11 protein-coding genes and 1 tRNA gene are annotated in these 14,333 nt (G+C 64.3%); 7 read left to right on the top strand and 5 right to left on the bottom strand.

Annotated features, from left to right (window positions below; translation table 11 throughout):
• Positions 1–13 precede the first annotated feature (13 nt).
• The 4 genes from ACTIFV_RS06815 to ACTIFV_RS06800 all read left to right on the top strand — a co-directional run bounded on the left by ACTIFV_RS06815 (position 14) and on the right by ACTIFV_RS06800 (position 5,970).
• The gene (locus tag ACTIFV_RS06815; protein ID WP_439592020.1) at positions 14–817 is read left to right on the top strand and encodes a Hachiman antiphage defense system protein HamA; all 804 of its coding nucleotides are present in this window, start codon (positions 14–16) and stop codon (positions 815–817) included.
• A complete protein-coding gene (locus ACTIFV_RS06810; RefSeq protein WP_439592019.1) occupies positions 814–3,768 on the top strand; it encodes a DEAD/DEAH box helicase in 2,955 nt (984 codons plus the stop codon). The genes ACTIFV_RS06815 and ACTIFV_RS06810 overlap by 4 nt, the downstream gene beginning before the upstream one ends.
• 480 nt (positions 3,769–4,248) lie before the next feature.
• The gene (locus ACTIFV_RS06805; protein ID WP_439592018.1) at positions 4,249–5,466 is read left to right on the top strand and encodes a hypothetical protein; all 1,218 of its coding nucleotides are present in this window, start codon (positions 4,249–4,251) and stop codon (positions 5,464–5,466) included.
• Positions 5,467–5,514: 48 nt separating this feature from the next.
• Complete coding sequence (locus tag ACTIFV_RS06800; RefSeq protein WP_439592017.1) at positions 5,515–5,970, top strand: hypothetical protein; 456 nt, start codon at positions 5,515–5,517, stop codon at positions 5,968–5,970.
• A gap of 69 nt (positions 5,971–6,039) precedes the next feature.
• Here the strand turns inward: ACTIFV_RS06800 and ACTIFV_RS06795 are convergent, their stop codons facing one another.
• Complete coding sequence (locus tag ACTIFV_RS06795) at positions 6,040–8,178, bottom strand: GmrSD restriction endonuclease domain-containing protein (RefSeq protein WP_439592016.1); 2,139 nt, start codon at positions 8,176–8,178, stop codon at positions 6,040–6,042.
• Positions 8,179–8,332: 154 nt separating this feature from the next.
• On the opposite strand from ACTIFV_RS06795, the gene ACTIFV_RS06790 reads away from it, so the two are divergent.
• Positions 8,333–8,977 (top strand): hypothetical protein, encoded by a 645-nt coding sequence (locus ACTIFV_RS06790; protein WP_439592015.1) that lies wholly within the window; start codon positions 8,333–8,335, stop codon positions 8,975–8,977.
• Positions 8,978–9,314: 337 nt separating this feature from the next.
• Entirely contained in the window at positions 9,315–10,445 is a 1,131-nt protein-coding gene (locus ACTIFV_RS06785; protein ID WP_439592014.1) for a tyrosine-type recombinase/integrase, read from the top strand.
• A gap of 172 nt (positions 10,446–10,617) precedes the next feature.
• Here the strand turns inward: ACTIFV_RS06785 and ACTIFV_RS06780 are convergent.
• The 4 genes from ACTIFV_RS06780 to ACTIFV_RS06765 all read right to left on the bottom strand — a co-directional run bounded on the left by ACTIFV_RS06780 (position 10,618) and on the right by ACTIFV_RS06765 (position 13,430).
• A tRNA-Arg gene (locus tag ACTIFV_RS06780) sits at positions 10,618–10,689 on the bottom strand.
• 86 nt (positions 10,690–10,775) lie between these two features.
• Positions 10,776–11,411, bottom strand: coding sequence for a PepSY domain-containing protein (locus ACTIFV_RS06775; RefSeq protein WP_439592013.1), 636 nt, complete (start codon positions 11,409–11,411; stop codon positions 10,776–10,778).
• Between the two features lie 56 nt (positions 11,412–11,467).
• Positions 11,468–12,760, bottom strand: a complete 1,293-nt coding sequence (locus ACTIFV_RS06770) for a sensor histidine kinase (protein ID WP_439592012.1) — start codon at positions 12,758–12,760, stop codon at positions 11,468–11,470.
• Positions 12,753–13,430 (bottom strand): response regulator transcription factor, encoded by a 678-nt coding sequence (locus tag ACTIFV_RS06765; protein ID WP_439592011.1) that lies wholly within the window; start codon positions 13,428–13,430, stop codon positions 12,753–12,755. The genes ACTIFV_RS06770 and ACTIFV_RS06765 overlap by 8 nt, the downstream gene beginning before the upstream one ends.
• Before the next feature lie 55 nt (positions 13,431–13,485).
• Between ACTIFV_RS06765 and ACTIFV_RS06760 the strand changes: the two genes are divergently transcribed.
• Positions 13,486–14,268, top strand: coding sequence for an endo alpha-1,4 polygalactosaminidase (locus ACTIFV_RS06760; RefSeq protein ID WP_439592010.1), 783 nt, complete (start codon positions 13,486–13,488; stop codon positions 14,266–14,268).
• Positions 14,269–14,333 lie beyond the last annotated feature (65 nt).

Here is a 14,333-nt window from a genome sequence, read left to right as displayed (position 1 = left end):
GCACAAAGTCATCATGCGTGAACTCGGCCTCGACTACGCAGGTCTCGGCCAGCTGTTTCGCGCCCTCGATGGCGACGAGATCGCGGTTTTCGAGATCCGAGCAGAGGCCGCATCGTCAATCGCTGATCAGCTTGGCATTGCGGTGCGCCGCTGCTACATCTCCGACGATTCGATCGACGCGCGTGCGCGTGCGACGGGACGATCGCCGGGCGATATCGTCGCCGCGCGGTTGCCCGACCGTGGTTCAACCATGGCAGGCGACTTCGGGGAGATCCTTACTTCCGTCTTTCAGGCTGCCCGCGAGCATCCAGGCGAGTTGTTTGATGCCAAGAAGTGGCGGCTCAAGCAGGACCGGACCATGCCTGCTCCGAAGTCGGATGTCGTTCAGATGATATTGCCGCATTGGCCGCAGCCCTCGAGCGAGGATCGGCTTATCTGCTCTGAAGTCAAGACCAAGTCCACGCACGGCTCGTCCACGCCCATCGCTGACGCGATCACTGACTCTAGGAAGGACAGTGACGGACGGCTGGTCAAGACGCTCGCGTGGCTCAAGGAGCGTGCGCTGGACACCGGCCTCACCACTGTGACAGTTGAGATGCTCGATCGTTTCACCAAAGCCATCGACCACCCGCCGTCGAGCCGAGAGTTCAGTGCTGTGGCTGTGCTGTGCGCCAGCATCGATCTGGCAGCGGAGTTGCAAGACGTGGAGCTACCGTCGCGCGCCGAGCGCGCGGTCGTGATTCTCACTGTGCCGGATCTGAAGGACTACTACGAGCGCGTGTTTGACATTGCTCTGACCGGCGTGGAAAGCCGATGAGGGCGTCCCTCGAGCGATGGATTGCAGACGCCGAGACGCGTCACACAATCCTGGACTTTTCGCTTGCTGCGCATCTCTCCCAACTTGACTACCTCAACCACCGCAGCCTGGATCTGTATTACTCACTAGTAGGCGAGCTGTTCGACGTCTTGCGTGGCGGGGAAGCGGAACCACGCGAATGGCTGACGCTGGGGCACGGCTTGGTCTCGGTGAGTCGCGACCTACGGAATGAAGCGCGGTCGGATGCACTCTTCTTCGCGTCCGTGGCCTATTACAGGGGCGGTTATCCGGCATCCGCGGCGATAACGGCGCGCGAAGCAGATCCCCAGCACTTTGCGCTCGAAGCCCAGCGCGCATCGTACGACCTGCTGACCCGCTCCCCCCAACCGTCGAGCCAGTCGATCGCTGCACTCATTGCTGCGGTACGCACGGGCCGGATCAACGTCCTCAGTGAAGCAGTAGAGGACGCCTACCGAAGCGCGGCTCGCGCTCTCGAGATCGGTCCTGATGAGTGGGTAGCTCATCGGCTACACGTCGCATTGCTCGAACGATTTCGCGCGTCGAATCTACGAGCTGTGCTCCCCGATGGCAGTGCGGCTCGCTGGGACCGACTTGTTGAGTCATTCATCGATCGACGCCACCCTGTCTGGGAGTTCTTCCCTTCACAGATCGAGGCGATCAACGCGGGACTCCTCAGTAGCGACGAGTCCTACTCGCTCCAGATGCCGACCGGCGCCGGGAAGACCGCTCTTACTGAAGCGCTGATTTTCAACCAGCTCATCGAGTCGGCGGATAGCCGAGCGGTCCTCCTGGTTCCTTATAGGGCGTTGGCGAAGGAGTTGCGCGGCAGCGTTGGCAGGCACCTCTCAAACATGGGACTGCAGACTCGCACCGTCTACGGCGGAACAGTCCCCGGTGCGGAAGACGATGAGGACCTTGACTCTGTGCGGGTGTTCATCGCGACGCCAGAGGCAATGACCGGTCTGCTGGGCGCAAATCCTCAATTGTTGGCGTCGATTTCGCTTGTGGTGTGCGACGAGGGGCATCTTCTCGACAGCGGATCCCGCGGCATCGGCCTCGAGCTCCTGCTCTCCCGGCTGAACGCCAGCACGCCGGCGCCGAGGACCATCTTTCTGTCCGCCATCGTGCCGAATGTAGAAGAGATCAACGCGTGGCTTGGGGGGACTGATTCGTCCGTCGTGAGGAGTGAGTATCGGCCGTCAATCGCAGAGTACGCCACACTGCGACAAACGGGTGTCGGCCAGCAGCGCGATGTCAGTCTCGAACTGTACGAGCCAGCGACCTCAGTTCCCACTCATTCTCTCCCCGCCTTTCTCAGCCGCTCGGATTTCCAATACGTCAAGCGATCGACAGGTCGCCTGAACACATTCGACTTCGGCTCTACGAAAACACAAGCAGTCGCCACTGCGCGCAAGGCCCTGTCCCTCGGCTCGGTCGCGATCTTCGCCGCCGAGAAGGGCGGGGATCGTGGCGTAGTGGGGCTCGCACGAGAACTGCTGAAGCAGCTTGACGCCGCTCTGCCGCTGCCCGCCCCGTCAAGCCACGTCAGAGATCCGGCGAGCCTCAACAGGGCGATCGCGTATCTCACCGACGAATACGGCTCGGAATGGATCGGTACGTTGTCACTCAGGGCTGGCGCGGCGATCCATCACGGGGATCTGCCGCAGGAAACCCGAGAAGTTCTCGAGGAGTTGATCGCTGCACGTGACGTCGCGCTGGTGTTGTGCACCAGCACACTGGCGGAAGGTGTGAATCTCCCGATTCGCACCATGGTTTTGTACTCGGTTCGGAGGAGTACTGACGGTGGAGCTCCGACGCCGATGCTCGCGCGCGACATCAAGAACTTGGTCGGGCGTGCGGGGCGCGCTGGATCGTCAACCAGAGGACTCGTCATCTGCGCCAACTCGGGAGACTGGGATTCAGTGAAGTCCGTTGCTGAGGGGCAGCCGGGTGAGGCGGTCACGGGCGCGCTACTTGGACTTATCCGACAGCTCAGATCCGAGCTCGCGCAACGCCAGTGGACTATCACGAACGACATCCTCGAACGCTCTCCCGCCTTGTCCTCGCTGGTGGACGGGGTGGACTCATCGCTAGTTGAGCTAATTCGCGACGAGCTAGGTGAGGACGAGTTTGTTCGCGTCGCAGAGCAGTTCGCCTACAAGACCTTTGCCGCGGCGAAGGGCAATGACGGGGAGCGAGCTGTTCTGGTGGAGGTATTCAGGCAACGTGCCCAGAAGCTCGTTGCCATGCGCTCGTCCGGCCGGCTCGATTGGGTGACGGAGAGCGCCGCGAAGCCTCGGCTCGTGGACTCGGTGGTGGACGATCTCTTTCCGCGAGTTCATGACTGGAGCGAGGTTAGGTCTCCGCTGGATCGGGGACTGGTCAAGGCATTCGTTTCGTGGTCGTTCGCGCAGCCCGGCTTTACACGCGAGGCGGAAACAGCCTTCCGTGGATCATCAATTGCGGACTTTGAGGGCACGCTGGTCCGAATCGTGATCGCCTGGATGGCTGGACGCTCCTTCTTTCATATCGCAGCCGCTCTCGCGATCGACATGAACATCCTTCTGCGTGTGCACACCAAACTGGTGCTGTTCGACCTATTGTCACTGGTCGAGCAGGCTGTCCCGATTTTACGACGTCGCCTTGAGGAGACGAGCGACTCCTTGGCATCATCGGTCGATGCCTTTCCGGACTTCTTGCGCTTCGGTGTCAGCACCATGGCCGGTCGCGAACTGATGGCTCGGGGCGTTCGGCATCGTCGCGCGGCTGTCGAGCTCGGGGATGAGATTTCTGCGTCCACGCAGACGCTTCTGGTGTCAGCTATCGCTGCTGCACGCCTGCTACTTGAGGATGAGGAGGTGTGGCGCCCAAGGTTGGGCGACCTGGTCTTCGCAACCTCAGTAAGCGATATTGGGTTGCGGCGGACTTGAGCTTGCGCTGCGGACAAATCCGTGAATCCGCACTGCCGAAGTCGAAGGAAACGCTAGACATCCCTAGACCTTGTAGACCCGGGTCGGCGGGTCGATCATGCTGGCATCTCGCGCGCAGCCGACGCAAGCGTCCCACACGCCGCCCGACAGCCTACGTCACACTGAGTCAAGCATTGGCGCGCGCCCCGCGTCGAGCGGTGAAGGAATCTACGTCGCCGCGTTCGATCCCGACCATGACGTGTCGGCGGGCGGAGTACTGCCGTCCGGGTGGAGCGATACGGGCCTCCGCATTTTGGTCGACCTATTTGAGGGGGCTCTGGCACAGACAGTTGGCGATGAGGGTCTCTGGGAGCCATTCGACGGAACGAGAGCGATCCACCGGGGCGCCACGAAGTCTTTGCGGTCGCCACTTTGGATGCTAGGCGCACGGTCTGTGTCGGTGGAGGCCCAATAGCATTGGCATGAAATCGGGGAGTGTAAATGAGCATCAACAGTGAAAGTTCGCCACAAGAGGTCGCGGTGCGTCGCCTGGGTGCGGACGGCGCCGAACTGGCAGTTTTCGAGTTCCAGGGTCATCTGCGTGACCTCATAGTTGCGAACCTCAGGGAGGGCTTCTTGACGACAGGAAGTTACATCCCGGGAGCGAGAGCCGTCTCCCTGCAGGGAGCGATGTCGATCGGTGTTGCGAGCGCGGCAGCAGCTGCAACCGGGCTGTCTGCTGCCTTCTCCTCCACTCTGTTCATGGCAACCGCGAACCCCGCCACGCTCATGACGATCGGCAACGGCGTCGGCAGCGCGGTGATGGGTGCGAGCGGAATTGTCGCGCAGGCGCCGTTCATCGCCGTCGCAAGTTCGCTTCCCGTGGTTGCTCCGATTCTCGCTATTCAGGCGCTCAACACCGCGGTGATGATGCAGCAGTTCAAGCAGGTCGACCGAAAGCTCGACAAGATCAAACACACCCTGGATCTTGCGCTCGCCAGAATCGAAGCGACGCACGCGGGAGAGTTGCTTTCGGCGTCTAGGATCGTCGACGACGTCTACCGCCAGTACGGGTTCGACGGGGCATTCTCAAACGACATGCTCGTGCGACTCGCGCTTGCCGAGCGTGATGTCCGAGCACTCGCCGCCAGGTTCCGCCAGCTGGTCGAAGCGCGCGAGTCGACCAACTTCGAGGATCTGCGCGAAATCCAGCAGGCTAACTTCGACGCACACAGCGCGATGCTCGGCTCGTTCCTCGAACTGCGGATCGCATACCTGCGTGTTTGTGTCGACATGCAGGAGAACCCAAAGTCGGTTGAGTCTTCTCTTGAGATCCTGAAGGCGAGCATTGACGACGGTCTCGAGTTCTGGCAGTACCTGCTCGAGCGCTCTCGAGGGCTGAAGGACGGCATCCGCGGGATCGAGTCGAAGCTGCAGGACATGAACTGGGCGCAGCGCAACCTTCCGGCGTTCCTCGGCGGTGAGGGGGTATCAGCGGAAAGAGCGCTCGCGAAACTGAACGCCGCATACACCGCGACGATGGAGAGCGAGCGGGAGATCATGAGCGAGTTTCACTCCCTGGTCGAGGCTGCCAAGTCGACGCGCTCGTCGCTTGAGGCTCCCGCACCCGCAAAGGGGGGCGACTCCCCCACACTCGTCTACTGGAAGGACGAGGCGGGCGAGCACTCGTTTGTGACCGAGCTGACTCTCGTCGCGTAGCGGGCCGTTAGCCGGAAGAGTAAGTGCGTGCACGCGGAAGGAGATCTGATGGACCAGAACCTCACCGTCGAAATCAGCGTGGCAGTCCGGCTGACCATCGACAACAACCGCCGACCGGGCGAGACCGATGATGATGTCTTCCGCCGTCTCCTGGGCGTCGTGGGGACAAGATCTGGCTCAACGATCGGACGAAACGCAGGCGACAGCCGCCCGAAGTCCCTAGCGGATCTCGTCGAGGCAGGAGCGCTCCGCGTCGGCGACACACTGTCTTGGCAGCAGCGCGGTCACGCACCCCTCTCGGCCAGCGTCGAAGAAGGTGGACAACTCCACGTGGCCGGCGTCGGTCGCTTCAACTCGCCCTCCGGGCCGCTGAGGCGAGTCACAGGTTCAGAACTCAACGGGTGGATCCTCTGGAGAATTGATCGAAGTGGCGAGACGCTCCACGAAGCGCGCAGCAGAGTTCAGGAAGCACGCATCACGGGCGTCGACATTGAACGCCGGTAAGACCCGGAGCATCGAAGTCAAACGAGGTCTCGCTGGAGAGGCGGCGAACGCACGCAGCGCACAGTTGCCCTAGGCGTCTGAGACGACCCCTTCCCCGTTGAGGAGTCGGTCGCGCAGTGTGTTCAGCCAAGGGCCGTTTTCGACGCGCCAGAAGTACCACGCATTGCCGCTCTTTCCTTCGCGAACATCACGCGCGGCCGCTGCGGGCGACGGGTATTTGTTCCCGGCGTAAAGCACCTGTCCACCCGCCAACACTTCGCAGCGCGCGTCGGGCCAACGCTCGTCCGTACAGGCGAGAACGGTGCCGATTTCCAGAAGCCCCCCAGAGATCAAGTGTGCGTAACTTACCGTGGCCTTCGAGAGACGAGATGACCGGTCGATAACTTTGCCTTCGTGACCCGCCGGCACGGGCCACGTGTGGAGGAAGGCGTTCGTCAACTCCAAAGTGCGTTCGTCGATCAGCGACTCATCCCACCCACCCGCTGAGCGCGCGACGACGGCTCGGTTCATGAGGAAGACATCGTGTCGGTCGACCGCCGCTCTCTTTCCCTTTTCTCCCAGCCATTCGCTGTTCGATACGGACGCGTTAAGGGAACCGGTAAGCAGAGTGAGGTTGCCTAGGCGGTGCACGTGATCGTCTCGATCGGCTTCATCAGCCGCGCCGTCAACTGGCCAGTTTGGGCGCCACCCTCGGGGAAGCAAATGTTCGACTTGCTGCTTGTCGCGGAAGACCCGTACTCCTGTCTTCGATGGACCGGGCGATGTGTACCCGCGATACCAATCCTCGGCGGCTTGAAGGAGCAGACGCTGCATGGGCTGCGAGAACCGGCGATAGAAGTGCTCCGTGGCGAGCGCGGAGACGACCTCGTCGTCGCCGGGCCAGTACGTGCTCGCGTACTGCTGCCCCGAGAGGAAGCGTTCGACGACATCGAGAACATCGGACTCTGCGACCCCACGCCCCGTCGATACCAAGTCGGCAGCAATTCTCCCGAGATCGCTACTTTGCAGTCGCAGAAGCCTGCGCCGGATGATCCAGCTCTCAACCATGCCGATCACCCGGTCCACCACCAATTGCGAGTAGTCGGTCCCGGGTTCGGTCAGCCAAAGCACGATCGGCTTAGTTATCTCGACCTGCGCCACGCTCATGCGATACATGTGCAGCTCAAGGCGGTTCAGGTCGGCATGCGGGTCGGCCGCACGCTCGGTGAGGCGTCGATAAATCTCTGACTGAGAGTCGATCAAGCGGAGAAGGTCGACCATCGATAGAGCCGACTCATGCTCGACAAAGAACTTGAACCTGGTGAATGTCGATCGTGGGCTGATCTCCTTACCGACACGGGACACAAGCCACTGGCTAAGGAACACCGCGCTACGGGTTGTCGCGTACCGACCCACGCTTACCTCGGCCTCCCAGAACTTGGACTCAAATGGCCAGAGCTCCCGGTACGCCTTCTCCTCATCCTCCCCCTCGAACTTCAGTCGTTGGAACACGAAGTTCTTGATGAGGTCGGCCGCGGTGAGCGGTGTCCCACGTGCGTTCAGAGTCTCGAAGATCTCCTGCGAGTCCTCGCTCGCGCCGAGTTGAATCACGACGAGTTCGAGCGCATTTTGCAGTGCGACGGAGAGCGCTTCTGCACGAGCTTGCGACGGCTCCGGACCTTCCTCGAGCCATTTCCCCACACGACCGTAGAAGAACTCGTGTGCCTTAACCAGGAGGGAGTCACGGTGGGACAACGAGGCGTAGTCGATAGGCGGGTCCGCCTGCATCACCTCCTGGAATGCCACACGATCCCGATTCGTGTGACGTAGCTTCAGGCCCGGTTTGTTGGAACCCAGGAACATCGCGCTGTTGTGCGTGAGGAACTCCAGCTGCCCCGTGAGTGCACTCAATTCATGGGCACTGAACGCTGCTGCCGTCGCGTCGAGAATGAGCTGCAGGGTGGTGAGTCGCTGCTGGCCGTCGACAATCAAGAACTCCTGCACCCCAACGGGTTGAGCGTCAGCCTGCTGAGTCACGACAGCTCCGAGAAAATGGGTCGCAAGCGAACCTGCGCCGCCGAGTCGGTGCTCGGCGATCCGTCGAATGTCGGCCCACAACGGACCCCACTGTTCGTCCTCGTTCCACACATACGGGCGCTGGTAGAGCGGCACGGTGAGGTGCTGCGGCATACCGAAGATGCCTTGCGGAGTCGTGACGTCAGTCTTCATGGAGCGACCAGATCCCTTCGGGTGCTCGGCATTTGCTCTTTCGCAGGCCGCAAATCAGTCGAGGAGACACCCTCACGGGCGCCCCGCTCTGGCTATGGTGTCAGATCAGCCCCGAGGCGTGGATCGTGTCGGAGCGCACGGATAGCCTGTCGGCATGGTCTCGTACGCCGAACTCACCGATCGCGCATCCGTCGAGTCGGCTATGGCCGAGTTCGATCAGATTGGCCGCGACGCCTTTTTGCAGAAGTACGGATACGGCGAGGCAAAGGAGTACTTCGTCGTCACTGAGAGCGGTCGGTACGACTCCAAGGCAGTCTTCGGCGCGGCGTACGAGCTGCAGCACGGTGTCGCGGTCGCGCACCAAGAGATCAGCGGCGGCAGGAACGGCGCAGCCGGTCGCCTCGCCGAACTCGGTTTTGACATCGAGGGCATCGACGACCAGACCGGGCGGAGAAGATTCGACAGCTTCGAGGAAGCTCTTCAGCACTACAGGATTCCGTTCGAGAACCTTCCGATGATTCGCGAGTTCCTCGCGGGCCGCCGGTTCACCGAGTACTACATCCCGAGTAGCGGCAGCTATATCGCCGCGGTTCCGGAAGACGGGATGACGAAGGCGTTCATTCACTCGGGTTACATCTGGCATCGCGTCGCGAAAGGTGAGGGCGCCGAGATCGAGCTTCCCATCAACCGGATCCGTAGCGGCGGCTACTGGAGAAACGCGAAGCCTGGCCGGCCGAAAGAACTATGCCAGACGCACTTCGTCGAGCTTCCCTCAAGCGGAGTCTGTCCATACTGCTAAGGCGACCCCAGTTCAAGCGTGGTTGAGGTTGCGCTCCGCTCTCCACCTCTCCGACAATCAGCCACCCAGCGCTCGGGCGCGACGCAGTGCTCGCTCGCGAACGGTTGCTAAGCGGAGCGCGCCAGCGCGGAGTCTGCAAAGAGTGAGCGGGTGAGAACGGAGTCGCGACCGATCGCTACACTCGCGGGGTCGGAGGGAGGCGCCCTCCCTATTGACGCCAGTTGACGACGTCTTCCGCCATCTATCCACATCTTCTCTCGGCTGCGTTGACTGCGCCCGACCCGTGTCCGACACTGGGCGGAGACTGACCGTGAGCCGATCATGAGCGGAGGTCGAGATGGGCAGCGTCAGACCGTACGAAACGGCGAAGGGCCGTCGCTACCGCGTGCGCTATCGCCGGCCCGATCACACCGAGGCGGAGAAGCGCGGGTTCACGACGATCCGCGAAGCCCAGCTCTACCTCTCGACAGTCACCGTGTCGAAGGCGACGGGCGAGTACATCGATCCGGTGGCGTCGCGGGTTCCGCTCCGGATGTTCGCCGACAGTTGGCTGCGGTCCAAGCAGCCGCCCATGACGAAGCCGTCGTACTATGCGACGCTGGAGCAGGCGTGGCGGAGCCACGTCGCGCCGGTATGGGCCGATAGGGAGATCTCGTCGATCCGGCGCTCCGAGGTGCAGGACTGGGTGTCCGAGCTCGCGACGCGGAAGTCCCGCACCGTCGTCATCCGCTCGCTGGGCATCCTCGCCGGCATGCTCGATGTGGCGATGGACGACCGTCGCCTTGCGAACAACCCCGCGCGGAGGGTGCGGAACCTGCCGAAGCACGGGCCGGGCAAGCGTCGGGTGTACCTCACGCACGACCAGGTGGCGACACTTGCGGCATGCTCGGCGTATCCGACGCTCGTCCTGACGCTGGCGTACTGCGGCCTGCGCTGGGGTGAAGCGACCGGGTTGCGGGTGCGCAGCGTGAATCGGCTGCGCCGGCGCTTCGTCATCGAGGAGAACGCGGTGATGATCGCCTACGAGATCCACGTCGGCACGCCGAAGACGCACGAGCGGCGGTCGGTCCCCTACCCTGCGCGACTCGACTCAATGATCGAGGCGGCGTGCGCCGGCAAGAGGCCTGAGGGGTTGCTGTTCGGTGACGGCGTCAATCACATGCGCAACTCGGGCGCGAAGGGCTGGTTCGCGAACGCGGTAGCGCGCGCCCAGCTCTTCGATCCATCGATTCCGAGGGTCACTCCGCACGATCTGCGTCATACCGCCGCATCTCTCGCGATCAGCTCGGGAGCGAACGTGAAGGCCGTGCAGCGGATGCTCGGGCACGCGTCGGCGGCGATGACGCTCGACACCTACGCCGACCTCTTCGAGGACGATCTGGACGAAGTAGCGACGCGACTCAACGACGCCATGCCGCTGGTCGCGCTGCCATCTGGACCGCAAACGCGGTACGCCCGCTTGCAGTGATATCTGAGCAAAATGCTCAAGTCGCGATGTGTCCGAAAGCCGCCACTAGTCGCGCCATGAAACCCGATGAAGCCGCTTGGAGTTCTCAGAATGCGGGCAAAAAGCGGGCAAAAACCGAATCCTGTGTGGTCTGACCTCAGAAGAATTCCTGGTCAGGAGGAAAAAATGTTTGTGCCCCTGGAGGGACTCGAACCCCCAACCGTTTCCTTAGGACGGAACTGCTCTTCCATTGAGCTACAGAGGCTGGCCCCGCGAGTCTACCGGCACGGGGCATCCGTTCACGCGAGACCGAACCCCGGCTCGCACCCCCGCAGAGGCCCGCGGGTCGTCTCAGTCGTCGGCCTGCGCGTTCACCACGCTGAAGTCGCCCGCGAGGTCGATGTCGACCGTGCGGCCGTCGCCGGTCAGCACGGTCACGTCGTAGGGCGAGACGGTGTCGTCGTCGAGGTCGATGTCGATGTCGATGTCGATGATCCTGCCCTCGGCCTCGGCGAGCGCGGCGCGCACGACCGCGTCGACGGTGGCGCGGTCGAGAACAGCGGTGGGGAGGCGGTCGTCGTCCTGACCGCTCTCGATCAGGGTCGCGGTGCCCGCGGCATCCACCCGCACCTCGGACTCGGCGCCGGTGTCGCCGCGCAGCTGGACCTCCCAGCTGCCGTCGCGGTCCGCGTCGAGCGAGGTCACTTCGCCGTCGGCGACCTCGCGCGCGGCGTCGATGATCGCCATCAGGTCTTCGGCCGAGGTCGCGCCGAACGCGGCCCCCGACGCGGCGGGATCGGGCTGCGACGCCGAGGCGTCGTCATCGTTCTCGATTCCCGCGACAGGCGAGAGGTCGTCGTCGCGATCGTCGGCGAGAGCGGCGCCGACGGCGACACCGCCGCCGACCAGGACGAGCGCGGCGCCGACGGCGCCGGCCGAGATGAGGATCGTGCGCTTACGGGAACCGGAGGTCTTCGTTTCAGTCATGGATCGATCCTCGCCAGCGGGCGCTGAAGCCAGCCTGAAGCTCTCTGAAGAACCGTTCAGGATGCCGCGGGGAACGACACGGCGAACCGCGCGCCACCCCAGCGCGACTCGTCGACGACGACCGACGCGCCCGCATCCTCAGCGATGCCCCGCACGATCGCGAGCCCGAGGCCGCTGCCCCCGGCATCCCTCGCCCGCGCCTCGTCGAGACGCACGAAACGCTCGAAGACGCGCTCCCTCTCCCCCGCAGGAATGCCAGAACCGTCGTCCTCGACCGTGAGAATCACGCGCTCCTGTGCAACGGTCACCCCGATCGCGATCCGACCCCGTGCGTGTCGCGCGGCGTTGTCGGCGAGATTGCGCACGAGCTGTCCGATCAAACGCGCGTCGCCCTGCACGCGGCCGGCGTGGATGCCCGAGCCGTCCACCTCGTGGCCGGCTGCCCGCAGGCGCGACGCCTCGGCGAGCGCCAGGTCGTCGAGGTCGACCGACTCCGACGACATCGTGGCGTGCTCGTCGAGCCGGGCCAGCAGCAGCAGCGCGTCGATGATCCCCTGGAGGCGCAGACCCTCGTCGCGCACGACCTCCGCCAACTCGTCGGTCGAGGTGGTCTCGGGGTGCGCGTGGGCGAGTTCGGCGTGCTGCCGGATCGTCGCCAGGGGTGACCGCAGCTCGTGCGAGGCATCCGACACGAACCGGCGCTGCGCCTGCGCCGCGGCGTCGAGGCGGTCGAGCATCCCGTTCATCGTGACGGCGAGCGCGGCGATCTCGTCCGACGAGTCGGGCACTGGCACCCTCCGGTGCAGGCGCTCGGCGGTGATGCCGTCCGCCTCCTGGCGGATGCGCGCCACGGGCCGCAGCGCTCTGCCGACGACGAGCCACGTCGTGACGGCGACGAGCACGAGAAGCAGGGGGACCGCGATTGCGAGCAGCACGACTACGGTGCCGATCGTCGCGAGGTCGTCCTCGACGGACCGGCCGACGAACAGGGTGCCCTCGTCGAGGTCTTCGGAGGCGACGACGAACGGCTCGTCGTCGATCGTCCCGAGCCCCCTGGTCGTCGGCAGCACCTCGCCGTCGACCTCGTCGGTCACGGCGACGATCGCCGCGTCGGCGATGATCCAGGCTGCCGTGTCGTCGAGTTCGGACAGGACGCCGGTGCCCCCGCCGTCGATGCGGTCGGCGATCTCTTCGGCTCGCGCTTCGGCGGCCGCGGTCGCGGACCCGAGCACGCTGGTGCGAAGGACGCCGTAGAAGGCGACGGCGCCGAGGATGAGCGCGACCGCGACGACCGCCGTCGCACCGATCGTGGTCCGCGCGCGCAGCGAGCGTCCGCGCCGCTCAGCCACCGTCGCCGGCCAATCGGTAGCCCGCGCCGCGCACCGTCTCGATCGCGTTGCGACCGAACGGCTTGTCGACCTTGCGCCGCAGGTGCCCCACGTAGACCTCGACGATGTTCGGATCGCCGTCGAAGTCGTCGTCCCACACCCCTGCGATCAGGTCGCGCTTGGGCACGACGTCGCCGCGGTGGCGCATCAGGTGCTCGAGCACCGAGAACTCCCGCGAGGTGAGCGCGATCTGCGCGTCGCCTCGCCACGCGCGACGCGCACCCGGATCGACCCGCAGGTCGCCCGCCTCGAGCACGGTGGGCCGCTCGACCTTGCCGCGCCGGATCAGCGCCCGGAGGCGGGCGACCAGCACCGCGAACGAGAACGGCTTGGTGACGAAGTCGTCGGCGCCCGTCTCGAACGCCTCGACCTGATCCCACTCGCCGTCCTTGGCGGTGAGCATGAGCACCGGCGTCCAGTTCTCGTCCGCGCGCAGCGCCTCGACGACCTTCCAGCCGCTGAGCCCCGGCATCATGAGGTCCAGCACGATCGCGTCGTACGGCGTCTCCCGCGCGCGCCACAGCCCGTCGACACCGTTGTGCGCGACGTCCACGGCGAAGCCTTCGGCTTCGAGTCCGCGACGGATGCCGTCGGCCAAGCGCACTTCGTCGTCGACCACCAGCACCCGCATGTGTCCAGTCTGGCGGCTCGAGGCTGAAGCAGGGCTGAAGCGGTACCGTCGCAGGGTGCCTCCCCGTCGACTCGCGATCATCGCCGTGATCGCTCTGACGCTCACGGGGTGCGCGAGCACCGGCATCCCGCTGCCGCCTGCGGAGGCGAAGCCCGACTACCAGCTCGGCGGCGCGTACGCACCCGCGGAGGGCGTGCAGGTCGTGGCGCGCGACCGCACGGCCGAGCCCGCGGAGGGCATCTACTCGATCTGCTACATCAACGGGTTCCAGACGCAGCCCGGCGAGGAGTGGCCCGAGTACCTGCTGCTCATCGACGGCAACGGCGACCCCGTCATCGATCCGAACTGGCCGGACGAGATGCTGCTCGACACCTCGACGGCCGAGAAGCGGGACGGGATCGCCCGACGCATCGAGCCGTGGATCGAAGGATGCGCCGAGAAGGGCTTCGACGCCGTCGAGTTCGACAACCTCGACACCTACGCCCGAAGTGATGGCGCCCTCGCCTTCGACGACAACCTCGCGCTGGCGAAAGCACTCACAGAAGCTGCCCACGACAACGGCCTCGCGGCCGCCCAGAAGAACTCGGCAGAGGATGCCGAGCAGCTGAAAGAACAAGCCGGCTTCGACTTCGCGGTCGTTGAGGAGTGCGCCGTCTTCGGCGAATGCGATGCCTACGCCGACGTCTACGGCGCGCACGTCATCGCGATCGAGTACTCCGACCAGCTCAGCAAGGAGGAGTTCGATCAGATCTGCGAGGCCGGAGCGGTTCTGCGAGACCGCGACCTCACCACCCCCGGCGACCCCGCATACGTCGCCCACTGGTGCCCGAGCCGATAACAGGCGTACCCTGGGCGCGTTCCCGCTCCCCCAATCGGAGACCCGACGAGAACGCCATCAGACTG

It is taken from the genome of Microbacterium sp. (assembly GCF_051860965.1).
Lineage (GTDB): Bacteria > Actinomycetota > Actinomycetes > Actinomycetales > Microbacteriaceae > Microbacterium.
The sequence above is the reverse complement of the archived record's forward strand: the minus strand, read 5'-3'. Positions and strand labels throughout refer to the sequence as shown.